Source organism: Plebeiibacterium sediminum, assembly GCF_026013605.1.
GTDB lineage: Bacteria > Bacteroidota > Bacteroidia > Bacteroidales > Marinilabiliaceae > Saccharicrinis > Saccharicrinis sediminus.
Map to the genome: position 1 here is coordinate 100,709 of NZ_JAPDPJ010000003.1, position 24,637 is coordinate 125,345.

The 24,637-nt window shown below is 33.9% G+C and carries 21 protein-coding genes; 12 read left to right on the forward strand and 9 right to left on the reverse strand.

Going from position 1 to position 24,637, the window contains the following annotated elements; all coding sequences use genetic code 11:
* The first annotated feature begins 50 nt into the window (after window positions 1-50).
* Window positions 51-3,935 (forward strand): hybrid sensor histidine kinase/response regulator, encoded by a 3,885-nt coding sequence (locus OM075_RS03030; RefSeq protein WP_301188993.1) that lies wholly within the window; start codon window positions 51-53, stop codon window positions 3,933-3,935.
* 82 nt (window positions 3,936-4,017) lie between these two features.
* Here OM075_RS03030 and OM075_RS03035 read toward each other — a convergent pair whose 3' ends face one another.
* Entirely contained in the window at window positions 4,018-5,661 is a 1,644-nt protein-coding gene (locus tag OM075_RS03035) for an ABC-F family ATP-binding cassette domain-containing protein (protein WP_301188994.1), read from the reverse strand.
* Window positions 5,662-5,921: 260 nt separating this feature from the next.
* Here OM075_RS03035 and OM075_RS03040 point away from each other — a divergent pair, with 260 nt between their 5' ends.
* Window positions 5,922-6,350: a hypothetical protein gene (locus OM075_RS03040; RefSeq protein ID WP_301188995.1), complete on the forward strand. Its 429-nt coding sequence runs from the start codon at window positions 5,922-5,924 to the stop codon at window positions 6,348-6,350.
* A 311-nt stretch (window positions 6,351-6,661) separates the two neighbouring features.
* On the forward strand, window positions 6,662-7,231 hold the full coding sequence (locus tag OM075_RS03045) for a hypothetical protein (protein ID WP_301188996.1): 570 nt from the start codon (window positions 6,662-6,664) through the stop codon (window positions 7,229-7,231).
* Between the two features lie 20 nt (window positions 7,232-7,251).
* Here the strand turns inward: OM075_RS03045 and OM075_RS03050 are convergent, their stop codons facing one another.
* On the reverse strand, window positions 7,252-9,309 hold the full coding sequence (locus OM075_RS03050) for a helix-turn-helix domain-containing protein (RefSeq protein ID WP_301188997.1): 2,058 nt from the start codon (window positions 9,307-9,309) through the stop codon (window positions 7,252-7,254).
* A gap of 211 nt (window positions 9,310-9,520) precedes the next feature.
* Between OM075_RS03050 and OM075_RS03055 the strand changes: the two genes are divergently transcribed.
* Together OM075_RS03055 and OM075_RS03060 are read left to right on the forward strand one after the other, a co-directional pair.
* Window positions 9,521-10,120: an ankyrin repeat domain-containing protein gene (locus OM075_RS03055; protein ID WP_301188998.1), complete on the forward strand. Its 600-nt coding sequence runs from the start codon at window positions 9,521-9,523 to the stop codon at window positions 10,118-10,120.
* 93 nt (window positions 10,121-10,213) lie between these two features.
* The gene (locus OM075_RS03060) at window positions 10,214-11,257 is read left to right on the forward strand and encodes an acyltransferase family protein (RefSeq protein ID WP_301188999.1); all 1,044 of its coding nucleotides are present in this window, start codon (window positions 10,214-10,216) and stop codon (window positions 11,255-11,257) included.
* Between the two features lie 251 nt (window positions 11,258-11,508).
* On the opposite strand, the gene OM075_RS03065 is transcribed toward OM075_RS03060, so the two are convergent.
* From OM075_RS03065 to OM075_RS03075, 3 genes are all read right to left on the reverse strand, one after another.
* Entirely contained in the window at window positions 11,509-12,189 is a 681-nt protein-coding gene (locus OM075_RS03065) for a pseudouridine synthase (RefSeq protein WP_301189000.1), read from the reverse strand.
* 209 nt (window positions 12,190-12,398) lie between these two features.
* Window positions 12,399-13,418: a fatty acid desaturase family protein gene (locus OM075_RS03070; RefSeq protein WP_301189001.1), complete on the reverse strand. Its 1,020-nt coding sequence runs from the start codon at window positions 13,416-13,418 to the stop codon at window positions 12,399-12,401.
* A gap of 264 nt (window positions 13,419-13,682) precedes the next feature.
* On the reverse strand, window positions 13,683-13,892 hold the full coding sequence (locus tag OM075_RS03075; RefSeq protein WP_301189002.1) for a hypothetical protein: 210 nt from the start codon (window positions 13,890-13,892) through the stop codon (window positions 13,683-13,685).
* 261 nt (window positions 13,893-14,153) lie between these two features.
* On the opposite strand from OM075_RS03075, the gene OM075_RS03080 reads away from it, so the two are divergent.
* The 7 genes from OM075_RS03080 (at window position 14,154) to truA (ending at window position 19,563) form a co-directional block, all read left to right on the forward strand.
* Window positions 14,154-15,347, forward strand: coding sequence for a M24 family metallopeptidase (locus OM075_RS03080; protein ID WP_301189003.1), 1,194 nt, complete (start codon window positions 14,154-14,156; stop codon window positions 15,345-15,347).
* Between the two features lie 126 nt (window positions 15,348-15,473).
* A complete protein-coding gene (gene rpmB / locus OM075_RS03085) occupies window positions 15,474-15,716 on the forward strand; it encodes a 50S ribosomal protein L28 (protein ID WP_301189004.1) in 243 nt (80 codons plus the stop codon).
* 13 nt (window positions 15,717-15,729) lie between these two features.
* Window positions 15,730-15,918, forward strand: a complete 189-nt coding sequence (gene rpmG, locus OM075_RS03090; protein ID WP_301189005.1) for a 50S ribosomal protein L33 — start codon at window positions 15,730-15,732, stop codon at window positions 15,916-15,918.
* Window positions 15,919-15,929: 11 nt separating this feature from the next.
* Window positions 15,930-16,082: a DUF4295 domain-containing protein gene (locus OM075_RS03095; RefSeq protein ID WP_301189006.1), complete on the forward strand. Its 153-nt coding sequence runs from the start codon at window positions 15,930-15,932 to the stop codon at window positions 16,080-16,082.
* 262 nt (window positions 16,083-16,344) lie between these two features.
* The gene (ftsY, locus tag OM075_RS03100; RefSeq protein WP_301189007.1) at window positions 16,345-17,295 is read left to right on the forward strand and encodes a signal recognition particle-docking protein FtsY; all 951 of its coding nucleotides are present in this window, start codon (window positions 16,345-16,347) and stop codon (window positions 17,293-17,295) included.
* 134 nt (window positions 17,296-17,429) lie between these two features.
* On the forward strand, window positions 17,430-18,728 hold the full coding sequence (gene rimO / locus OM075_RS03105) for a 30S ribosomal protein S12 methylthiotransferase RimO (protein ID WP_301189008.1): 1,299 nt from the start codon (window positions 17,430-17,432) through the stop codon (window positions 18,726-18,728).
* Between the two features lie 67 nt (window positions 18,729-18,795).
* Window positions 18,796-19,563: a tRNA pseudouridine(38-40) synthase TruA gene (gene truA, locus OM075_RS03110; protein WP_301189009.1), complete on the forward strand. Its 768-nt coding sequence runs from the start codon at window positions 18,796-18,798 to the stop codon at window positions 19,561-19,563.
* Window positions 19,564-19,627: 64 nt separating this feature from the next.
* On the opposite strand, the gene OM075_RS03115 is transcribed toward truA, so the two are convergent.
* The 4 genes from OM075_RS03115 to OM075_RS03130 all read right to left on the reverse strand — a co-directional run bounded on the left by OM075_RS03115 (window position 19,628) and on the right by OM075_RS03130 (window position 24,545).
* The gene (locus OM075_RS03115) at window positions 19,628-20,374 is read right to left on the reverse strand and encodes a shikimate dehydrogenase family protein (protein ID WP_301189010.1); all 747 of its coding nucleotides are present in this window, start codon (window positions 20,372-20,374) and stop codon (window positions 19,628-19,630) included.
* 116 nt (window positions 20,375-20,490) lie between these two features.
* Entirely contained in the window at window positions 20,491-21,411 is a 921-nt protein-coding gene (locus OM075_RS03120) for a DUF368 domain-containing protein (protein ID WP_301189011.1), read from the reverse strand.
* A gap of 68 nt (window positions 21,412-21,479) precedes the next feature.
* Window positions 21,480-22,883: a tetratricopeptide repeat protein gene (locus OM075_RS03125; protein ID WP_301189012.1), complete on the reverse strand. Its 1,404-nt coding sequence runs from the start codon at window positions 22,881-22,883 to the stop codon at window positions 21,480-21,482.
* Between the two features lie 120 nt (window positions 22,884-23,003).
* Complete coding sequence (locus tag OM075_RS03130; RefSeq protein WP_301189013.1) at window positions 23,004-24,545, reverse strand: DUF4301 family protein; 1,542 nt, start codon at window positions 24,543-24,545, stop codon at window positions 23,004-23,006.
* Window positions 24,546-24,637 lie beyond the last annotated feature (92 nt).

Sequence of the window (24,637 nt, forward strand, 5' to 3'; positions counted from 1 at the left end):
GGAAGCCATTTTTGACTCCACATTAAGTATAGTTCTTAAAACGAAATTATATGTCTGAATTTTATATTAGGATAAAGTTGCTTACATCTGTGTTACTATTTGTTTTTTGCGCTATAAATGGATTAAAGTCACAAGAAAGAAGAATTAATTTTGAACATATCACTACCGAAGATGGCCTAAATCAAAACTCAGTATTAGATATTTATCAGGATAAAGACGGTTTTTTGTGGTTTGGGTCTTATGAAGGTATCAATCGTTTTGATGGCTTTAACATTTCAGGATACACACATAATTATATAAACAATCCTAACATTGCCGACATGCATGTAAGGAGTATTTGTGAAGATACATCCGGAATCTTCTTTGTTGGTACTATGCTAGGGTTAAATCGATTTTTTCTTGATACAAAAGAAAATGTGAACTATAATCACAATCCTAACGATCCTGAAAGTCTAGCAAATGATAAGGTTTTTAAGGTTTTTAAAGATTCGGATGGAGATGTTTGGCTATGTACCATGGGTGGAGGTTTGGATCGCTTAGAAAGGATAGATAAAGAATATGCATCAGAGCAGGATGTTCAGTATCGTTTTATTCATCATCAGCCATCAGAAAATAAAAATAGTATTAGCTCTTTGTTTGTATCCAATATGTGTGAGGGTAAAAATGGTATATTATGGATTGGTACGCAAGGTGGCTTAAATAAATTGCACAAGGCCACTGGTGAATTTGAGGTATTTAAACATGATCCCAATAATGCAAACTCCTTATCAGCTAACGATGTTAGTGCTGTGATGGAGGATGAGAATGGAATTGTTTGGATAGGAACATGGGGGGGAGGCCTAAATATATTTGATCCGGCTCATAATCTTTTTTATAGATATCATCATGGCGATGATAATGAAAATGGCATTAGTTACGATGTTATCACTAAAATTTTTAAAGACAAACAAGGAAATATTTGGATAGGAACCTGGGGAGGAGGATTGAATCAGGTTGTTTATTCAGATCTGGAAGATGACACATTACAACTTGAACATTTAAAATTTATTCAATATAAAAATAACAGTTCCGATCCGCGAAGTATTAGTGGTAATTCCATCTATTCCATTTTTGAGGACCAAACTGGCTATATGTGGGTTGGTACAGATTGGAGAGGATTAAATAGATTTAAACCTGGAGGAAGGCAGTTTAAACATATTTATGCGGAAAAAAGAGACGTTAATAACATCGTTAGTAATATTATACATTCTCTGGCTATAGATGAAAATAATAAGGTTTGGATTGGTACTGATAATGGTTTAAATGTATATGACAGGGAGAATAATATTTTTAAGTTATATCAACATAAGGAGGGGGATAAAACTTCGTTGTCCGAAAGTATAGTTCGATCAGTATTAAGAGACCACAAAAATAATATATGGATAGGCACTGAAGATGGCTTAAATAAATACGATAAAAAATTGGATCGTTTTATTCATGTGGATTACATTTTTGACGGGTTAGAAAAGAAAATGATCAGAACGATGTATGAATCCGGAGAGCGAGAATTATGGATTGGAACAAATGGAAATGGAGTTATTCGATTTAATCCTGAAACTAAAAAGTATACGAGGTATCAAAAAACATTAGCAGATACACTGTCCGGCCTACAGGGAAATACTATTGAGGCTTTTATTGAAGATCGGTTCAATAACCTGTGGATCGCTTCTGAAGGTGGTTTGTGTCGATATGAGAAGTACAAAGATAAGCTTACATCATTTATGTTTGATGCAAATGATTCAACCAGTTTAAGTAATAATCTTGTTTATTCTTTATATCGCGATAGTGATGGTAACGTATGGGTTGGTACCAGGAATGGCTTAAATAAAATGGTTTATGATGATCGGGGTCAGGTTCGTTTTATTCGTTATAACACAGAAGAGGGCTTATCGTCAGAAACGATTATGGGAATTGTTGAAGCTAAAAATAAAGCCTTATGGATTTCAACTTCATATGGGCTGAATCATTTTGATACTAAAAACAATAGATTTTCAAGGTATTATAAGGCAGATGGACTACAGGATAATCAATTTACAAGTGCAATAATATATGATGGCCGATCTAATGAAATTCTTGCAGGAGGGATAAATGGGCTTAGTATTTTTAATCCGGAAAGTATTAGTGAGGATGAGGTATTGCCTAATTCAAAAATAGTTGATCTTAAGTTGTTTCATCAGTCGGTTAAAATTGGCCAGGAAATAAATGGTAAAGTAATATTGCACAAAGACATTTGTTATCAGGAAGAAATTGAATTTAATGAGAATGATGATCGTATTATTTCATTTGAGTACACGGCGTTAAATAGTGTGTCAAGAGAAGGGAATCTTTTTGCTTATATTCTGGATGGGTATGAAAAGGATTGGAATTATGTTCAGGATCAACGGGTGGCAACGTACCGAAATCTGCCTCCGGGAAATTATACATTCAAAGTTAAAACAGCATCAAAAGGAGGAGAATGGGAACAGGAACCTGCAGTATTAAAAGTTTATATTAAGCCTTCGTGGTGGAATACGATTTTTTTTAAGATAAGTATTGTTTTGTTGTTGATTTATCTTGTTTACAGTGCCTATCTGTTTCGAATCAGTTTTATGAAAAAGCGTCAGTTGCACCTTGAAGAAATGGTGGCACAACGAACTGAAGAATTAAGTAATGTAAATGTGCTTCTCGAAGAAAAACAAGAGGAAATTACCATTCAGAATGAAGAGCTGGTGCGACATAGAAATGATTTGGAGTTAATGGTTCAGGAAAGAACTTCGGAACTGGTTAAGGCTAAACGTAAGGCAGAAGAATCTGATAAATTAAAATCGGCATTTCTGGCTAATATGAGTCACGAAATACGAACTCCAATGAATGCCATTATTGGTTTTTCGAGCATTTTGGTTGATGTTGCCGATGATAAAGAGGAGCGTGAATATCTGGCTAAGATGATAAAGAATAGCAGTGATAGTTTACTGACTTTAATCAATGATATTATAGATATTTCACGTATTGAGGCCAATCAGCTGGTATTATATAAAGAAAACTTTTGTGTGAATGATGTTCTAAAAGAGATTATCGCCTATTTTAAAATTAAAAATAGTAAGGATATCGATATTGAGCTGGTAACATCAGGTGAGGGAGTGTATTTACACAGTGATCTTGTTCGTTTTCGTCAGATAATGATAAACCTGATCGGTAATGCCATAAAGTTTACAGATAAAGGTTATGTCAGGTTTGGTTTTAATGAATCTGACAAATCATTGGATTTCTATGTTGAGGATACAGGTATTGGTATTAATGCTAAGGATCAGGAAAAGATTTTTAATCACTTTTATAAGTTAGAAGATAAAGTCCGCTTATATGAAGGTACAGGTATTGGTCTTTCAATCAGTCAACACCTGGTGTATTTAATGGGAGGTAGACTAAAACTAAAGTCTGAGCCAAAAAAAGGATCTCTGTTTTATTTTAGTTTACCCAAAGCTGCAAATGCAGATAGTAAAGTAAAAAAGCAGGATTCTCATAAAAATGAAATGGTGTTGCTTGAAGATCTTATTATTGTTGTAGCAGAGGATGAATCTAATAATTATTATTTATTAGAACGCTTATTAAAGAAAACAAAGGCAGAATTATATTGGGCACACAATGGCCAGGAGGCTGTTGATTACGTTTCAAACCTGTATATGAAGAAAAAGTGCCTGGTTTTGATGGATATTAAAATGCCGGTAATGAATGGTAAAAAGGCCGCCAAAAAGATAAAAGAAATCAATGAATCAATTCCAATTATTGCGGTAACAGCCTTTGCTCAGGTTGGGGATAAAAATAAACTATTGGAAAAGAGTTTTGATGGTTATCTCTCTAAGCCAATTAATACTGAAGAACTATTTGAAATGCTTCAAATGCATTACTCTAAGTTGTAGAGGAATAAATAATATTGTTATTCTGATGTAATTGATCATTTCATGTACAACTCAAGGGGAGCTGTACATGAAATGATTATTTTTAAGCCTTTACTTGTCGCTCAATTTCTTTTAAATTACTCATCTTCTTAGTTTCTAAGAAATGGTTGATATCACCAAGATGTTCTTTCACTTTTTTATTGCCAAATTCATAAACTTTTTCAGCTAAGCCATCCAGAAAATCTCTATCGTGAGAAACCAAAATAAGTGTACCATCATAAGCTTTTAAAGCACTTTTCAGAATATCTTTGGTTTTTAAATCAAGATGGTTGGTAGGCTCATCAAGGATTAGCAAGTTAACTGGCTCAAGCAATAGTTTGATCATGGCTAAACGGGTGCGTTCACCTCCTGATAATACTTTTACCTTTTTAGTGGTATCATCTCCACTGAACATAAAGGCGCCCAGAATATCTTTTATTTTAGTACGAACATCACCTTTGGCTACTTCATCAATAGTATCAAATACAGATATTTCTTCATCAAGTAATGACGCCTGATTTTGTGCAAAATAACCAATCATGGTATTGTGTCCCAATTGAATCTCACCATCAAAATCAATTTCACCCATAATAGATTTAACCAGGGTGGATTTTCCTTCTCCGTTTTTTCCTACAAAAGCAATCTTTTCTCCTCTTTCAATAGTAAGGTTGGCCTCTTTAAATACCAAATGATCGTCGTAGGTCTTGGCAACACCTGTTGCAATTACTGGATAATTACCAGATCGTGGCGAAGGAGGAAATTTTAGTTTAAGGGCACTGTTATCTACTTCATCAACCTCGATAATTTCAAGTTTTTCAAGCATTTTTACTCTTGACTGTACTTGAAGGGTTTTTGAATAGGTGCCTTTAAAACGTTCAATAAACTCCTTGTTTTCAGCAATCATCTTTTGCTGATCGTTATATTGCTTTAATTGTTGCTCTCTTCTTTCTTCGCGTAACTCTAAATAGCGACTGTAATTTACTTTGTAATCGTAAATACGGCCCATAGTTACTTCAATGGTTCTGGTAGTAATATTGTCAACAAAAGCCCTGTCGTGACTAATAACCACAACTGCCTTGCCACATGAAATTAAAAACTCCTCTAACCATTGAATAGACTCAATATCCAGGTGATTGGTAGGCTCATCCAATAAAATTAAATCCGGTTTTTGTAACAGAATTTTAGCAAGCTCTATACGCATTCTCCAGCCACCACTAAATGTTTCTGTTGATTTACTAAAATCTTCGCGTGTAAATCCCAAACCAAACAATACTTTTTCAACATCAGCATCAAAGTTCGTTTCTTCAATAGCATAAAATTTTTCGCTAAGGGTAGAAACTTTTTCAATTAAGGCATAGTAACTGTCCGATTCATAATCGGTACGTGTAGTAAGTTCCTGATTCAGTACCTCAATTTCTTTTTGCATATCAAAAATATGGCTAAAAGCTTGCGAGGCTTCATCAAATACCGAACGGTTACTTTTATTCATCAAGTGCTGTGGAAGATAGGCTACAACCCTTTCTTTAGGTACCGAAACGCGACCACCCTGAGGAGACTGTGCTCCTGCAATAATCTTTAGCAAGGTTGATTTTCCCGCTCCGTTTTTACCCATAAGAGCAATTCTGTCTTTTTCGTTAATAACAAACGAAATATTTTTAAAAAGAGTGGTTGCTCCAAACTCCACCGTTAATGCATCTATCGAAATCATCAGCTTAAATAAAAATTTGGCCGCAAATATAATAGGATTCACTCAGGTAAAAAAAATGGAGGAGTAATTAAACTGATTTTATTTTCTATGGGCTAGCGAATATGATAATTAACTGAGTGTTTGAATATAAAGTCAGAATGTTTAAAAAATAATTTAAATATAACTACATTAGCCGTTAAGGAAAAAGCCACAATAGGATAATGTTAAGGTTTTTGAGTTTGCGAGAATAAAGATGGACAATTCTAATGTACTAGTAAACTATGAAAAGATATTTATTACTACTAATTACTCTCAGTTTATATTGCACAATTTCATATAGTCAGAAAGAAGAACTCTGTTATGCTAAATTGGTTAGAATAAATGATGGGGACTCGACTTTTTATTGTAAGACATTTGAGATAGATGCTCAAAAGAAAAGGGTTTTTACCATAAATCCAATTATCAATTACTTAGACATTAAAGGTGGAAAACCAAAGTATAAAGTAAAACTGAAAAAAATGACATGGAATAGAATTGAGGGACTACTCAAAGAAATAAACTTATCCCATTATGAGAAAGTTGAATTTGATTATAGAAAATATTCAATAACATTATTTGATGACAATTTTAAAAGCCAAACATACACAACTCAATTAAAATACGAAGAGATAAAGCTAAAAGAGATTGTTAAGTGTATAAGAGAAAATTAATTCTATCTACAAAGAGACCTTTCAATAATAAATACAAGGAATTCGTTTGACTTTTTGATTTCAATTAGTAGCGCTTATGCACCAAGTAAAAACAAACAGGTACATATAATCTGTCAGAAGAAAGAGCAAAGTTTGTATTTGATTTTCTAATTAAGAATGAATAAGTAAGGATAGGTTTTCATATAAAGGATTAGGAAACAAATTACCAACAGGTAATGGTTGAAAATATGATAAAAGATTATAAGTCAAAATATTAGAAAACTAATATTTTGATTAATTTGCAGAAAATATTAACTCAAGACCAAAAAACTATGAAAACAAACCTTAATAACCTAATAACACTATTTATTGTAATAACTGTTTTTATTGGCTGTGCCACTCAAAGAACAAGTACAATTGTTGGTGGCGAATACAATGAAGCAAAAAACGAAACAGATTATTTTGTATTCCCATATGGGTCAGTTAAAATTCCGGGTAAGTGGGAAAAGACCAAATATAACTCCAACAGTCGTCAACAGTATTTTCAAAATCAGGATTCTGTATTAATAGCCATTGCATTAGGAAAAATTGATAAATATGAATTTAATATGGATGGAAAGAAGGTGGGGGCTGAGTTTGTGAAAGCATTTTACGAATGGGATTCCAAATACTTTATGGATACCTACGGATTAAAAAGACAAGTGTTGGAGCAGGATAGTACCAAAAACTTTATGATTTATCGGATTTTTGGACCAATAGAAGGTAGTAAATTGGATACTTATTTTCTTGTTGGTGAACATAAAGGATTTACAAGTAATTTCTCAATTTCTAACACTGATAAATGGAATGAAATTGAAAAAGTATCCTTTTTAAAGAGCTTGTTTGTAACATGGAATGAATAATAAAAAGAATGAGGGTTTCTTTAAAGCAGATTTTTTTCTTTTAGCACTTCTTCAATCTGATTGTGATCTTTCCAAAAGTTCTTTTCTATTTTCTTCCAGACTTTATCAAAATCAGGATGTTTTTGAATTTCTTTTGATATAGGATCGAGTTTATAAAACAGAATAGTCCAATAGTGATAGTGCTCATATTCAGAGAACTTTTTCAAATACTCAATAGCTTTATTTAAATCACCTTCAATAATATAGCTTGCAGATAACATGACGTCTTTGTAGATGGATTCGTCCTGAGAAGCTCTGGTTTTATATGTTTCAAATAATTCCCTGGCTCTTGCTGTGTCACCGTTTTTATCAAAAACATAACTTATCTTGATATTCTCATACCAAAAAATATCCATTTGGTATTGAATGCGCTTATGTTCAAATTTTTTGTAATACTTATACGAGGATTTGTAATCGCCGAGCATATAGTATAATTTACCCACTTCCTGCAACACATCAAGTCTGGTCGTATCCATTTTATAAGTTTCCAGTAACAAGTCTTTGGTTTCATTCAAATCTTTATGAATGCCGAAAAGAATATAAGCCTTTACGTAATAGGCCGAAATATTATCGGGGTTGTAATCCAGTGCTTTGTTGATGTATTTTAAAGCCTGATCTACAAATGCATTTTGAATGAGAGAATTGCTAAGGTGTAAATAAAGTATGGATGTTGTTGCAGAATCATTTGCCGCAACATGAAGTCGTTCGCCTTTTAAAGCATACTCAAGGTATTTTTGTGTGTCAGGTTGATAGGTAGTATAAAAATCAGATAAAAAGTTAATGATCCATGCCGAATTAGGACTGTATTTATGGGCTTTTTCAAAATGAGGCAAAGCTTTAGCATACTCGCCCGAATTCATATAAAAAAGACCTTTGGCTATTAAACTTTCCGGAATACCAGAGTTGTACAACATGGCTTTGTCGGCATATTCATTTAACTCCTTCAGGTGTTGTTTGTCAGTCTGGAAAACATCCATGTAATAATAAGCAATGGCAATATAGGCATATGCTTCAGCAAACTCAGAATCATGATCTATAGCTTTTTTAAACCATATGATGGATTCTTTTAAACCAGCACCGGTTTCGTTTCTTATATATTCTAATCCCTTTAGGTAATTATCATAAGCTTCCATGTTATCGGTTGGTATGCGTTCTATACGTTGCTTTTCTTCGGGAGTAATTATAACCTGAACTTCGTTGGCAATGGTTTGGGCAATGTTATTTTGGAGTTCAAATATATCTTTTACTTCTCGTTTATATTGTGCAGCCCATAAGTGTTTATCATTTTCGGCGTCAATAAGCTGAATATTTAATAATATTTTGTTCCCTACTTTTTGGCCACTTCCTTCAACAAAATAGCTAACGTTTAATTCGCGTGCTATTTCAGGTATTGTTTTTTTTGAATTCCTGTATTTCTCCACTGAAGTTCGGCTAATAACCCTCATGTTTTCAATTTTTTGAAAGTTATTTAAAATGGCCTCCATAAGTCCGTTGACAATATATACATTGCTCGAATCGTTACTGTCATTAATAAATGGCAAAACAGCGATGGACTTTTCTTTTACAGGTTCCTTTTTCTGAAATGGATTAATAAGAAATAAAAGTGTCAGTATTATTAATCCTGCAAAAGTAATGGCTATAGTAGTGTAATTTAATTTAGGCTTTGGTTTTTCGATAGGTGTATTGCTAATATCCTGTTCTTTTTGCTTTGTAAATTCACCAGGCGAATAGCCATATTGTTCGCGAAAACATTTAATGAAGTAGGATGTACTTCCAAAACCAACTTCAAAACCAATTTCCGAAACAGTTAAACTACCTTCATCTAATAGGTCAACAGCTTTTTGTAGCCTGACCCGGTTTATAAATTGACTTGCAGATAGATTACTTATTTTTTTGACTTTTCGGAGTAGATTAGATCGACTCATTCCAATATGATCAGCTAATTCCGCAACTCCAAATTGTGAATCGGCTATTTTATCCTCAATAATTTCTTTGAGTTTTATCAGAAAATCATCTTTAAAAAGAGAGTCGTTATCCATATTAAAAAGTATTGATCGAAAGATAAAATATTTTGGTAAAAATACCGCATGCATGATGGTTTGCATCATAATTTATATGTATGCGTCATAGTTTTTATTGAGTGTTAAAACTTTATGCTATTGTCTGCATGATTGATTAACAGTGCGTCACAGCATTATAGAACTTTACAGTATCAGATTAAACGTTCAAAATCAATTAAAAATTATAATTATGAAAACAACAATTTTAATTACCGGAAAAGTTTTATTAATGATGTTAATCGCAAGCTCTTTATTAATGTCATGTACATTTAATTCTACAAATAATCTGGATGCTGAAAATGTTACAAAGGTAGTGAAAGCTCCGGGCATCGATTTAAATACAGCTGCATATATGGGTAACCTTGCTGCGGTACAACAACATATTAAGGCAGGTACTAATTTGAATACTAAAGAACCTTTAGGAGGGTCTACACCACTATTAACTGCTTGTGTTTTTGGAAAAACAGAAATAGCAAAAGCACTCATTAATGCCGGAGCAGATCTTGACATGGTTAATAATGATGGCTCAACACCTTTGCATGTGGCTGCATTTTTTTGTCACACAGAAATTGTACAATCATTAATAGCAAATGGTGCCAATATTAATGCGCTAAATGGTCAGGGAGCAACTGCACTGCAGTCTGTAGCCGGTCCTTTTAGCGAAGTAAAACCTGTTTACGACTTTCTGCTTCAGCAACTGGGTTCGTTAGGTTTAAAACTGGACTACGAACAGATTGAAGCAACCAGACCTGTTATTGCGCAAATGTTGCAAAATAGTAGTGTAGAGTAGTTTTTATGGTTGATGTGCGGTTGTATATATTTTACAAAGTATGATCAATTTACATATCAACCATTCATCTTGTTCACTTTTAAATTTACAATAATGGAAACTCAATACAGAAGATACGATATAGATTGGTTAAGAGTAATTGCTATTGGTTTACTGCTTATTTATCATATAGCCATTGTTTTTCAACCCTGGGGAATGTTTATTGGTTTTATCCAAAGTCCTGAACCTATTGAGGGATTATGGAAGCCTATGACTATGCTTAATATTTGGAGAATTCCATTGCTGTTTTTTGTTTCCGGAATGGGCGTATTTTTTGCCATGCGAAAACGAAATATAAAAGAATTGTTGTGGGAAAGAACAAGGCGTATTTTGGTTCCTCTTATTTTTGGTGCTGTGGCAATAGTGCCCATACATATATTTATCTGGCAAAAGTTTTATTTGCAGGATTTTAGATATATGCCAGGCAGAGGTCATTTATGGTTTTTAATGAATATTTTTATTTATGTACTGGTATTATCACCCTTGTTTTCTGTTTTGCAAAAGAATGCGAAAAATAGCTTGAAAAAGATGCTATCCAAAGTATTAGGTAATCCGTTTGGATTACTTTTAATAGCAGGGCCATTTATGCTCGAAACAATATTGATAAAGCCAAATCCCTATGAATTGTATGCAATGACCTGGCATGGTTTTGCGCTAGGTTTCCTTTCTTTCTTTTTTGGGTATTGCTTTGTTATGGTGGGTGATATATTTTGGAAAACGATTTATAAGTATAGGTTTGTCAATTTATTGATAGCCCTATTTCTTTATGGGATGCGATTATATGTTTTTAATCTCAAAGCTCCGGGTTATCTGATGGCGCTGGAATCTATTATCTGGATATATGCGATTTTAGCTTTTGCTTATAAATACTTGAACAAGCCAGGTAAAATATTAACTTATTTGAGCAAAGGAGCCTATCCGGTTTATATTTTACATATGATATTTTTATACCTGGGATCTTTAATTATACTTCCTTTGGCATTGAATGTGTTTGTTAAGTTGCTAACTATTATTGTATTTAGTTTTACAGGTTGTTTTGCCAGCTATGAATTAATCAGAAGAACTAAAATACTTCGCCCTCTTTTCGGACTTAAATAGAAACAGGAGAAGAAGTAAGTAAATATTAAACCTAAATATATGTTTTGGGAGTCTGCTAGGATATGGCTTGGGGTCGCGTTCGGGTCACGTTCGGGTGGCATAGGGTTCTGTTCGGGTTGTGTTCGGATAGGCGTAGGATTATAGCACCCGAACACATGGCAAACATGTTTTGCAAGCAAATCAACAATGCCTCAAGGTTGAATGCAGCTTAATACCTACCTGACTGCAATAGAGGTTTCTTATTTTGATAGTTAATTCAGCTTCAATGTAGAAATCATTTCAGAAAAGGTTTCAAACAAAGGAGCCTCCAGTTGCATTGTTTCGTTGGTATAAGGATGCTTAATCTTAATTTTTTGAGCATGTAAAAGCATGGTTGTCATATTCCATTGCTCCTTAAATAACCTGTTTTGTTTGTTACATCCATGCGGACGATCACCAATAATCGGGTAGCGTAGATGGTTTAAGTGTTTACGTATTTGGTGCATTCTACCGGTTTTGGGGTAAGCCTCAATCAGTGAATAACGAGATGTTGGAAACTTTCCAAAAGGAATATCAAGCTCGGTTCTTTTTAGTGTTTTAAAAGAAGTAAAAGCATCTTGTGTTTTACCTTTGTCGTTAGTCAAAGGATGATCCACTTCAATTTCATCAGGGAAATATCCTCTTACAATAGCTAAATATGTTTTTTGAGTTTCGATGTTTTCAAGATGAGATTGAATCTTTTGAGCAGCCTCACTACTTAAACCAAATAATAATAAACCCGATGTTTTACGGTCGATACGATGAACCGGAAATACCTTTTGCTGAAGTTGGTCCCGGAGCATTTGCATGGCAAATTCTTCTGCATCAGCAGCTATAGGACTTCTATGAACCAATAAACCATGAGGCTTATTAATTACAACCATAAATTCATCTTGATATATTATTTGTAGCATTGGGCTTATGACTATATTTTGTAATCAGGCCGCAAAGATAGAAACTTTACAATCAAGATGAATTTGTAATTACTCTTTATGCTAATTGTTGTAACAATAGATTGTTTAGATTTTTTAAAATATCGATAATTAGCAAGTTGCTAATAGATAATCTAAATTACTAACCTGTTGAATTTAAGTATCGTGTAAATCTGTCTTTTGTCTCCAATCTAACGATCTATGGTGTAAGCAATCTCTTTAAAATGAACTAGGCGCTGTCTTTTTTCATCCCATAAATGTAATTTCAATGACTTTAATGCAGAAAAAAATGTAATGGGTTTTATCTTTTGAAAAAGCTCATTCTCTTTATGGCATTTTGGTAAATTATAAAATGGAATAATTGGCGATAGATGATGTATATGATGGAACCCTATGTTTCCGGTAAACCATTGTAATAAAATGGGTAATTTAAAATATGAAGAACCCTCCAGTGCCATAGTTTTGTAATCCCAGTTTGTTGCTTTAGTCCATACTACACCTTCAAACTGGTGCTGTACATAAAACAACCAGACACCATGACTGGTAGCAATATATAAAACAGGTAACTGAATCAATAAATAGGTTTTCCATCCCAGCAACCAAATTAAACTACCAACAAGAACTGCCAATGCCAGATTGGTAAGATGAACATATTTCTTAATCTTTTTGGGTAAACGTTTAACGGTAAATCGGCTTTGTAATCCAAAATGTAAAAGAGGAGCAAGGCCAAATAAAAATATTGGGTGTCGGTAAATACGATATCTAATTCTTTTCCATTTCGATAGATTTAGATATTCAGTAACCGTTAAGGTTTTTACGTCGCCAATGCCACGTTCATCTAAATTTCCAACAGTATTATGGTGTATTAAATGATCGTTTTGCCACCTGTGAAAAGGAGTAAAGGCAAATAGTCCTAAAAATACACCCACATATTTATTGTACTTCCTCTTTTTAAAATAGGCTCCATGTACACAGTCATGAAAAATGATAAAAATTCTGATTAAAAAACCAGCAGCAAATACAGAAAGCAATAAAGTTAGCCAATAAGATACTTCAATGCTTTTTACCATCAGAAACCATAAAACTACATAAGGAATAAAAGAGTTTATGATTTGCCAAACGCTCTTTGATATGGATGGTTTGTTGTACTTCGAAATAATTTCGATCCAGTTAGGTAGTTTAGAATTGTTTTTTTTCTGTTCTTGTTCCATCTTAAAATTTTGTCTCAGTTTTTACAGTGCAATAAATAAAGGTCTTTATGTCTGAATAGAAAGACGATTTGTTAATGCTTCTTAAAGTAATGTACCTGTATAAACATTATTTGATGCTACTTGTTTAACCTTGATGTTAATTTTTAAACCGTTATCAGAAAAAATAGGCGGCGTTTTAGGAAGGGTATTTGTGTAATGTGAAGTAAATTAGGTTGATGTGAGTTTTGTATAGAGCGAAAATAAGCATCCGGATGTGTGAAAATTTTATAGATATACCGTTTCAATCTCTCGTCCGGAACAACCTTTTTTTCGAACTCTGGCTTTTAATTTGTCGCCCATAGTTAAATTTGGAACCTGAACAATATGAGCTTCTACAGCTCTTAGTTCTCCTTTATGGTTTTGGAATACCATAAATTTCTTTTCTTCAAGCCAACTTTCTTTTAAAAATGTAAGTTCCTCTAATTCTGTCTTCATCCTTATATTGTGTTTACAAGCCTGTTTACATAAATTGAACCATTTTTTAATGAGTAGATTCAAGTCGTTTGTAGATAGTTAATTAAAGTAATAGTATTGCAGTAAAGTTCTACTTAAATGTAGTTTTTCATCCTTACAAATAACAAAAGAGTTATTTGTTGCAGGTTAAATCTGCTAAATCCCTGCTTTTAATAAAGTTTAATACAAAAAACGAATACGTTTTATCTCAAAACTATAATTTTGAGGCTAAAATTTTAAAATATGACTGATATAATACCAGCTTCAGAGTTGAAGGTGAGAATGAATCGTTTTTGTCAAATTATGGATCAGCAACATCCGGAATGGGAAATGGCTGTTGTTTTTAGCAAAATTAATATGCTGTATTTCGCTGGTTCTATGGCAGATGGTGTGTTGATTATTGAAAGAGGTAAAGATGCGATTCTTTGGGCTCGAAAAAGTTATGAAAGAACCTCTAAAGAATCTGAATTTGAAGATATCAGACAAATAGGAAGTTTTAGGGATGCTGCTGAAAATTATGCTACACTACCTAAAAATGTTTATTTAGAGACTGAATTTGTTCCGTTGGCGGCCTATCATCGATTTCAGAAGCATTTTCCGTTTGAATCTTATAAATCACTAGATTTTCAAATTGCACAAACTCGTTCGGTAAAGAGCAACTGGGAGGTGAAGCATATTGAAGAGGCAGGAGCTATACACCGCAGGGTTTTGGAAGATATTGTACCAACCATGCTTAGAGAGGGTATGACTGAAACAGATTTGGCTGCTGAATTGTATCAGGTAATGGTTAAAGAAGGGCATCATGGTACGGCTCGTTTTGGAATGCATGACACCGAAATTGTAGTAGCACAACTAGGCTTTGGAGATAGTTCATTATATCCTACAAATTTTGATGGACCGGGAGGTAACAGAGGTTTAAATGCAGCAGTACCAAGTTTGGGAAATCGCAAGCGTAAATTGAAAAAGGGGGATTTGGTTTTTGTGGATATGGGTCTGGGAGTAAATGGGTATCACTCAGATAAAACCATGACTTATATGTTTGGTGAATCGTTGCCGCAGGAAGTGATTGAAATACATAAGCAATGTGTTAATATTCAGGACAAGGTGGCTGAGATGTTAAAGCCGGGAAACATTCCTGAAGTAATTTATGAGTCCATTATGGAAGACTTAAGTCCGGAGTTCCAAAAGAATTTTATGGGCTTTGGAAATCGCCAGGTAAAATTCATTGGTCATGGAATTGGTTTAACCGTGGATGAAATGCCTGTTTTGGCCAAGGGATTTAAAGATCCATTGGTTGAAAATATGGTGTTTGCAGTAGAGCCGAAAAAAGGCATTGAAGGTATTGGAATGGTAGGTATTGAAAATACTTTTTTAGTAACTCCGGAAGGTGGTCGTTCTTTAACAGGGACCAATCCCGGGTTAATATTTGTGAAGTAGTTTGTGCTTGAAGTATTAAATATTGAAAAAAATAAAATATTTCTTACTTGTTTATTTGTTATTTACGATAAAAATAACGTATTTTGCGCTCTGTTTGAAAAATGTATCCGAAAAAACGATTGAAAAATGTCAAGAGTTTGTCAAATAACTGGAAAAAGGTTCATGGTTGGGAACAATGTTTCTCACTCAAAAAGAAGAACCAAAAGAAGATTCGATGTGAATCTATTTAAAAAGCGTTTCTTCCTTGTTGAGGAGGAGCGTTGGATTGATCTTAGGGTTTCAGCTTCCGGGCTTAGAATGATCAACAAAGTTGGTTTGTTAGCAGCTTTGAAATCCGCTCAGGAAAAAGGTTATATAACTAAATTTTAAGGGGGATTAAAAGATGGCTAAGAAAGCAAAAGGAAACAGAGTTCAAGTAATTCTTGAATGTACTGAGCACAAGGAGAGTGGAATGGCTGGAACAAGCAGATATATCACTGTGAAAAACAGAAAAAACACTCCTGATAGAATGGAACTAAAAAAGTATAACCCAATTTTGAAGCGTTATACTATTCATAGAGAAATTAAATAAATCTTTGAATCATGGCTAAGAAAGCGGTAGCAACACTACAAAAGGGAGGCGGTAAAGGTCACGCTAAAGTGATTAAAATGGTTAAATCGCCTAAAACTGGTGCATACTCTTTTAAAGAAGAGATTGTAACCAATGAAGAAGTGAAAGATTTTTTCAAGAAATAATTTTGCATTGCAAAAGACTTTTTATCAAAAAAGCTTCCTTTAATTTTTAAAGGAGGCTTTTTTGTGTTAACAACTATAGTATAGGTTGTTATTTTTTATATATTTAACTCATTCATTCAGCAGTAGTTTGATTAGTTAATAAGAACCTGATTTTAGATTTATTTATCCTCAGGTTAATAGTTAAGTTTGGAGTCTCACTTCAATATTTAATGATTTCTATTCTCTATTGTCTCAAAATCTAATATTCTATTTTAATTAAGATATGGGATTATTTGGAAGTTTTACAAAAGAAAAAAAAGAAAGCCTTGACAAGGGGTTAGCTAAAACAAAAGAGAGTGTTTTTAAAAAGCTGACCAGAGCTGTTGCAGGTCGTTCAAAAGTAGATGATGTTGTTCTTGATGAACTGGAAGAAGTATTGATTACCTCAGATGTGGGTGTGGATACTACTTTAAAGATTATCGAAAGAATTGAAGAACGTGTGGCTCGTGATAAATTTTTAAGTACTTCTGAATTAAATAGAATCTTAAAAGAAGAAATAGTTGACCTGTTATCTGAAAATCAAATTGAAGGTGAAGGTGATTTTGAGTTGCCAAAGAGTGATGAGCCTTATGTTATCATGGTTGTTGGAGTAAACGGTGTTGGAAAAACAACAACAATTGGTAAGTTGGCACATAAGTTTAAAGCTGCTGGTAAAAAAGTGGTTTTAGGTGCTGCCGATACTTTTAGAGCGGCTGCAATTGAGCAGCTTCAGGTTTGGGCCGACAGGGTAGATGTTCCTTTGATAAAGCAAAGTATGGGTTCAGACCCGGCATCTGTTGCTTATGATACTTTGTCATCAGCAAAATCTCAGGGAGCCGATGTGGTTATTATTGATACAGCTGGTCGTTTGCACAATAAGGTTAACTTAATGAATGAGCTAACCAAAGTAAAAAAAGTGATGCAAAAAGTTGTTCCTAATACTCCAAATGAAATTATTTTGGTGTTGGATGGTTCTACAGGGCAAAATGCTTTTGAACAAGCAAAAGAATTTACAAAAGCAACTGAAGTTAATGCATTAGTAATTACCAAGTTGGATGGTACTGCAAAAGGTGGCGTTGTGATTGGTGTATCTGATCAGTTCCAAATTCCGGTAAAATATATTGGAATTGGGGAAGGAATGGACGATTTACAAGTATTTAACCGTAATGAATTTGTAGATTCTCTTTTTAATTAGTACAAATTTATAGAACATTATATTGGGCTGCCTGTTTAGAAGGTGGCCTTTTGTTTTTTTAGATAATGGAATTTTGGTTAGGTTGTTATTATGAGGTCTTATTGATTGAACTCCATTGTCATAAACTGTAAATAATGAAGAAAAAGATTGATGTTGTAACCTTAGGGTGTTCAAAAAATTTGGTGGATTCAGAATCCTTAATTAAGCAGTTTGAAGCTAATGGTTTTTCAGTAGCTCATGATGCTTCAAATCCGGAAGGGGATATTGCTATTATTAACACGTGTGGTTTTATTGGCGATGCAAAAGAGGAGTCTATTGAAACTATTTTGAATTTTGCTGAGGCAAAAAAGAGGGGAGAGATTGAAAAGTTGTTCGTGATGGGGTGTCTATCCGAAAGGTATTTTCAACAACTTAAAATGGAACTTCCGGAGGTAGATGCTATTTATGGTAAATTTGACTGGAAAAAAATTGTTACAGATTTAGGGCAGTCCTACAGAGCTGATCTTCGAAATGATCGAACCTTAACAACTCCTGATCATTATGCTTATTTTAAAATTTCAGAGGGTTGTAACAGAACTTGCTCTTATTGTGCAATACCTTTAATCACAGGTAAGCATAAATCTCGTCCTATGGAAGAGTTGATTGATGAGGCTCAAAAATTGGCTTCGTCAGGTGTTAGGGAGTTACAAATGATTGCCCAGGATCTATCGTTTTACGGATTAGATAATTACAAACAAATGCGTTTGGGGGAATTGGTGCGTAAAATTGCTGATGTGGATGGTATTGATTGGGTGCGTTTGCATTATGCTTATCCTGCAGGTTTTCCTTATGATGTATTAAAAGTGATGAATGAGCATCCTAATGTTTGTAATTATCTGGATATTGCATTGCAGCATATTAGTGATCCGATGTTAAAGATCATGCGAAGAAATGTGACTAAGGCAGATACTTATAAGTTGTTGGAAAGAATGCGTAAGGATGTTCCGGGTATTCATCTGCGTACAACACTGATAACTGGTCATCCGGGAGAAACAGAGCAGGACTTTAATGAAATGTTTGAATTTGTTAAGGAGATGCGATTTGAGCGTTTGGGTGTTTTCCCTTATTCGCACGAAGAGGATACACATGCATACAGAACCTATAAAGATGATGTTCCTGAAGAAGTAAAGCAAGAGCGTGCTGATATTATTATGCAGGCGCAAGAGCAGATTAGCTGGGAAATCAATCAGGAAAAGATAGGTAAAGAGTTTAAAGTAGTTATAGACAGGAAGGAAGAGGATTACTATATCGGGAGAACGGAGTTTGATTCACCGGAAGTAGATCCTGAAGTTCTGATTCCAGTAGATTCAGCTGAGTTAAAAACAGGGACGTTTTATCAGGTAAATATTACCGACGCTGAGGCCTACGATCTGTTTGGAGAAGTAGTGAAGTAGTAGTCAGTAGACAGTCGGCAGTAGACTGAGAACTGAAGACTGGAAATTTTGGACTGTTGATTAATAAATGATGAGATATTTTATTGAGCTGGCTTATAATGGTAAAAATTATCATGGGTGGCAAATTCAGCCTAATGCTATTTCTGTACAAGAAGTGTTGAATGATTGTATTAGTAAGGTGGTGCGTGAAAAGGTAAATGTGGTTGGTTGTGGAAGAACAGATACTGGTGTTCATGCATCTTATTTTGTTGCTCATTTTGATTGTGAAAATGATTCCATTGATTCATCTCAGTTCTGTTATAAGTTGAATCGGTTTATCCCTAAAGACATTGCTATTTATTCATTGACAAAGGTTGAAGGTGAAACGCACAGTCGTTTTTCAGCTGTTAGCCGTACTTATGAATATCATTTAGTAGAAAAGAAGAATCCATTTTTGCAGGAATTAGCTTATCAGGCACCTGTTGCTCTGGATTTTAATTTGATGAATCAGGCAGCTCAGGTATTACTTGATTATATTGATTTTACTAGTTTTAGTAAACTGCATACGGATGTGAAGACTAATAATTGTAAGGTTGTATATGCTAAATGGGAGTTGTTGAATGGAAAGTGGATATTTACTATAAAAGCAGATCGGTTTTTACGAAATATGGTTCGTGCCATTGTGGGAACTTTGCTTGAAGTGGGTAGGGGGAAAATGACTATTGAACAGTTTAGAGATGTTATTGCAACAAAGGATCGGGGTGTGGCAGGAACTTCAGCTCCCGCTCAAGCATTGTACTTGGTGGATGTGGGATATCCTGATGATTTATTTGTTTCTCAGATTAAAAAGATATAAGATATAAAAAAAGCGACTTATTACAGTCGCTTTTTTTATGATATGTAGTATAGTAATTTTCTTGTTATTTATTCCAGATTTCCCAGGCAGCTTCAGCTTGAAGGTGAAGCATTTCTAGTCCGTTTTTTATAGCTGCTCCCTGATCTTGTCCGGCTTTTAAAAATGCTGTGACTTCGGGGTTATAGACTAAATCGTAGAATAAATGATTTTCACCGCAATAGTGATATGGAATTTCTGGCTTTGCTTCCATATTCCCATACATACCCAGAGGTGTAGTGTTCACAATTACAGTATATTCATTCATTATAGCTTCATTTAGTGAATGATAACTTATTTGATTGTCACCCTCCGGAGTTCTGGAGACTAATTTGTAATCAATATTCAAACTTTTAAGTGCATAACCTACAGCTTTAGCAGCTCCTCCGGTTCCTAAAATCAGTGCCTTTTTATGGTTGGATTTTAGCAGAGGTTCTATAGATTTTGAAAAACCTATGATATCTGAATTATATCCAATTAATTTTGGTTTTGTAGGATTTGTCCAATCTACTTTGATCACATTTACAGCTCCGGCTTCTTTCGAAATTGGATCCAAATCATCAAGGTATTGAATTACTTTTTCTTTGTAAGGAATGGTAACGTTTAACCCACCTATGTATGGATGGTGATTTATTAACTCAGGAAATTCGTCAATTGAGGCAATTGGAAAATTAAGATATCTTGCCTTAATTGTTTCTTTTTCAAATTTTTCGGTGAAATACTTCTGCGAAAATGATTTTGAAAGAGGGTATCCAATTAATCCAAATGTTTTCATTTGTTGAAATTTATCATCATTCAGTTATTAAAACATATAACAAGGTATCATTATCCCAATAAGTTTGGGTTATGATGCTTGAGGATGTTTTGTAACCTTATAACTTTAATTAGTAATTAAGCGGCTTTTGATTTTTTAGAACCAAGTGTTTCTGTAAGCCAAATGCTTGCTATTCCTAATATAATAAAAACTACAGCAAAAAGAAACTCGCTGTCAGCTTTTGGCATAAACCAATCGTATCCAATTGTTTTTACCTTTTCTCCAAAGGTTTGAGTAAGCGTTTCTTTCCATGGCCATAAAATACCTAGTGAACCTAAAACAAAGCCTGTTAGCATAGCTATGGTCTGATTATGGTATTTCTTTAATAACCATGAAAGGAAATGAGAGAACCCAATTAAACCAATTCCTGCGCCTGCAGCAACTGGTAATAGTACTTTCATGTTGAATTCACTCACTGCATTTATCATTACCAATTGGTAATTTCCCATTAAAATCAAAACAAAGCTTCCTGATAATCCGGGAATGATCATACTACAAATGGCAACTATTCCACAGATAAACAGATAAATCATAGAGCTATTTTCTGATGCCGGAGTTAAAACGCTAATGGAAATAGCAATGGCACTACCTATTATAAATGAAATGATACTGCTGAGATTCCATTTTTGTACAGACTTTCCTACGAAATAAACGCTGGCTAAAACCAGTCCAAAAAAGAATGCCCAGATATAAACCGGGTAATTTTCAAATAAAAATTTAAATAATCTGGCTAATGATACAATGGCAACTCCAACACCAAGGAATACTGAAACAAGAAACCATAAATCAATGTGTTGGATAAGTTCCTTGAATTTGCCCTTGAATAGTAGGTTGATGGCTTTAAGATCAAATGATTTAATGGCGTCAATTAGTCTTTCAAAGATACCAGTAATCAAGGCAATTGTTCCTCCGGAAACACCTGGAATTACATTTGCAGCACCCATGGCCATGCCTTTAAAAATATTTGAAATAAATATTTTGGAGTTGTTCTCTTTCATCTGTTTTAGAATTATTTTTTTGAATGGCTTGTTTATTATTCCCTAATTGGTGTTTAGAAATAATACTGTTATAATTGAGAATTAATATATTCTGCAATCTCAGGCATTGAAACTAAAGCTGGATATTTATTTAAAACAAGTTCTAAATCTTCAGGTAATAATTGACGGGCAATTATTAAGTGATTTAATGATTCTTTTTGCTTGTTGAATTTGTTGTAAATAATGGCTGCCAGATAATGTAATGCTCCATTCGATTGATCTTTGCTTAATAGTAATTCAAGAAATGGTATGGCATTAAAATCAGATTCATTCTCCTCTAAAAACTGATACATTTCAATCCAGTTTTTTGTGTCCTGGTGCTGGTTAATTAAAGCTCTCTTTAAACAGCGTTTGGCTTCTGCCGGTTTCTTCACTTTTTTATAGCTTTTCCCCAATGCTCTCCATAATTCGGCAGATTTGGGATCTATGCTTACTGCTTTGTCAAAGGCATAAATACTTGTTTCATAATCCTGAACGCGATATGAAGTTCTGCCAAGTGAACGTAATGATTCAATGTGTTCCGGATCCAGATCAACAGCAGCTTTGTAAAATTGAGTAGCTAAATTATAGTTGCCTAAGTTTTCCCAACAATCACCCATGTAAAAATATGAAATGGAGTTAGGATGTGAATGGGATAAATACTCTGCGTAAGCATTTATAGCCTCAATGTAATCGCCCGTTTGAGCAAGGCTGTTTGCTTTATTAAAATAAGCTTCGGATAAATTTGGAGCAATGGCAATGGTGATGTTGTATGCCTCGATTGCATCCGTATAATTTTCTTGTTTGTTGTATAAAATACCCAGGTTATACCAGGCATTTTCTAAATATGGATTGAGGTCTAAAAGTTTATTATAGATATCAATGCCATGGTCAATGTCATTTAATTTGTCGTATGCATAGGCGAGTTCAAACAGGATATTTTCGTTTTTTGAAAACTTCTGTTTGTAATATTTAATCAGGTTTTTAGCTTCAACATAGTAGCCTTCCTGATTAAGATTAAAGCTGATTTCGAATACGTAATCTGCCAAATCTTCTTTTGTACAGTGTTTTAAGGCTATTTGAAAATTCTTTAAAGCCTTAGGTTTTTCGCCAAATCGTGTTTGTATTATTCCCAGATTTAAGAAAACCTCGGGATTATTTGATTCTACTTGTTTTAAATACTCTAAAATTTCAATAGCTTCATCATCTTTATCCAATTCAAGATAAAGTGTACTAAGTTTTAGTTTTAAACAAGTGGAGTCGGGATGCTGCTTTAGCCCCATTTCAATGGCTAATTCAGCTTTGTCGAGCATGCTCTTTTGGTGATAGTAATCAAATATAGATTCAATTTGGAACACGTCAAAATAGGATTCCTGGTTTAGTTGAACCAGTTCCTCAAATCTGTCAACAGTCTCTCTTGTCCCTTCTTGATCTGCGTGAGAGTATTCTTGCATATATTCACTTTGATTTTAAGTGACAAAAATACCATTAATTTAGGTTTTTACAATAGGATGTTTATAATTAAAGGGCATTGTTAATAACTATTTAATAAACAATGCCCTTTGGTATTTTTCTTAATGTTTTTCAACGCCTTCCGGCTGGTGTTGAACACGTAGCAAATCGTTTACTGTTTTTACCGGGTTGAAGGTGCTGATAGGTACTTCAACAAATAAAGTAGTCCAATCAGACATGGCACCATTCCATAGTCCGGGAAGTTCCAGAGCCTTTAATTCTTTTCCATTAAGTGATTTGCTAGAAATAAATCCAGTTTTTGGATCTACATAATCAAGTAAATTAAATTTCTGGCCTGCATAATTTTTTGTGCTGCAAATTAAATCTACAGGATTGAAATGAGTGCTTTGTTGTAAAAGCTTCTTCTTGGTTTCGTTATTTAAGTCGATTTGAGAGCTTTCAACAACTTGTAGTGATATTTCGTTGTTTTTCCCAATTCCCCAGAATGGACCACCACCGGCTTCACCTTCATTTTTTACCATTCCACATACTCTGACCGGACGATTTAATTTAGTTGTGATGTATTTAAGTTTTTCCCCTTTTGATGTAAAGCTCTCAGGATTGATGATGAATAGTTCAGCTTGCATAAAATCTAAAATCTCATCGATTAGATCATCATCTGCTGTTTCATTTTCAATTGCTTCAAGAAAATCATAAATTCTTTGTTGATAAAAATACAATACTCCGGCAAGAGCTTCTTTGTATTGAATTGTGTCTTTTAATCTGTAGGAAGGTACTACGTTATCAATGTTTTTAATAAAGATAATGTCTGCATTCAGATCATTTAAGTTTTCAATTAAAGCACCATGTCCGGCCGGACGAAATAATAATTGATCATCTTCCAGTCTGAATGGAGTGTTGTCTGGATTAACAGCAATTGTATCCGTATATGACTTTTGAGTTGAGTATGAGATATTGTATTTTACATCATATTTGGCCTCAAATAAAGCAATGTTTTTATCTACGATTCCTTTAAATAATTTAATATGATCTTCAGAAACAGTAAAGTGTAAATTTACAATGCCTTCATTGTCTTGTCCATAAAGAGCTCCTTCAATCATGTGCTCTTCGATTGGAGTGGTGGATTTATCTCCGTCGTTATGAAATTGTAAAACTCCTTTAGGATAATTGCCATAGTTTAATCCTTCAGGTAAAAGTAGTTTTTCAATAATTAAGGCTCCATTTTCAAAAACTGCATTCTCATCTGAAAAATCAATATTACATATTGCTTCCAAATTCTTGGAAAAAGCAAAGTATTGAATGTGAGTTAAAAAATCATTTATTGGGCCTGATTTTTTGAGTTCCTCCTGTTTTGATTGATCTGCATTGATAAAGCTAAATAAGTCTTTAAACATCCGTGTGGCAGCTCCAGAAGCAGGTACAAATTTTAATATAGATAAACCTTCATCAATACCATTTCTATACTGATCGGTAAACATCAGTTTTTGTTCTTCGTCAAGGGTAATAATTCCATCACCGATTGAAGCGGGTTTTTGGATGTCCATAAAAGGAAATCCATCTTTAAAATGATTGAGTTGTATGTTTACTTGTTCCGGGCTAATGCCTTTTTTGTTAAGGAATTCGTGGTCTGTTTCGTTAATCATATGTATGTTTTTTGTTTTAGAGTACTATAAATATAGAAAAGAATTTGTGTATATATCATGTCAGGTACAGATTTTTAGTCTGTAAGTTTTTT